The organism is Mammaliicoccus stepanovicii (assembly GCF_002902525.1).
Taxonomy (GTDB): Bacteria; Bacillota; Bacilli; order Staphylococcales; family Staphylococcaceae; genus Mammaliicoccus; species Mammaliicoccus stepanovicii.
Genome location: NZ_PPQZ01000125.1, coordinates 1 through 307 on the forward strand (window position 1 = coordinate 1; position 307 = coordinate 307).

The following is a 307-nucleotide window of genomic DNA, read 5'->3' on the forward strand; positions in this document are numbered from 1 at the left end:
CATTACCTTCCGGTAAAGGTTGCGTTGGTGTAATCGTAGCGTGACCTTGATCATCAGCTTCACCTTCGCCAATCTTATGCCCATCTTTATCGAATAACTCAACTTTAGAACCTGGTTCGGCGGTAACTGTGATTGGATCAGTAGATCCAGCTTTACCCGTTAGATCCGTATCAATAACTGGCTTAGATGGAGGTGTATTATCTGTCACTTTCTTAGGTTCAGATGATTCAGAAGTATTAGGATGTTCCGCCTTATCTGTCGCTTTCGCTGTGACATTACCTTCCGGTAAAGGTTGCGTTGGTGTAAT

1 protein-coding gene is annotated in these 307 nt (G+C 43.6%); it reads right to left on the reverse strand.

Annotation, left to right across the window (positions count from 1 at the left end; all coding sequences use genetic code 11):
* On the reverse strand, positions 1-307 hold a 307-nt coding region (locus tag CD111_RS12595; RefSeq protein WP_158245713.1), incomplete at both ends, for a hypothetical protein.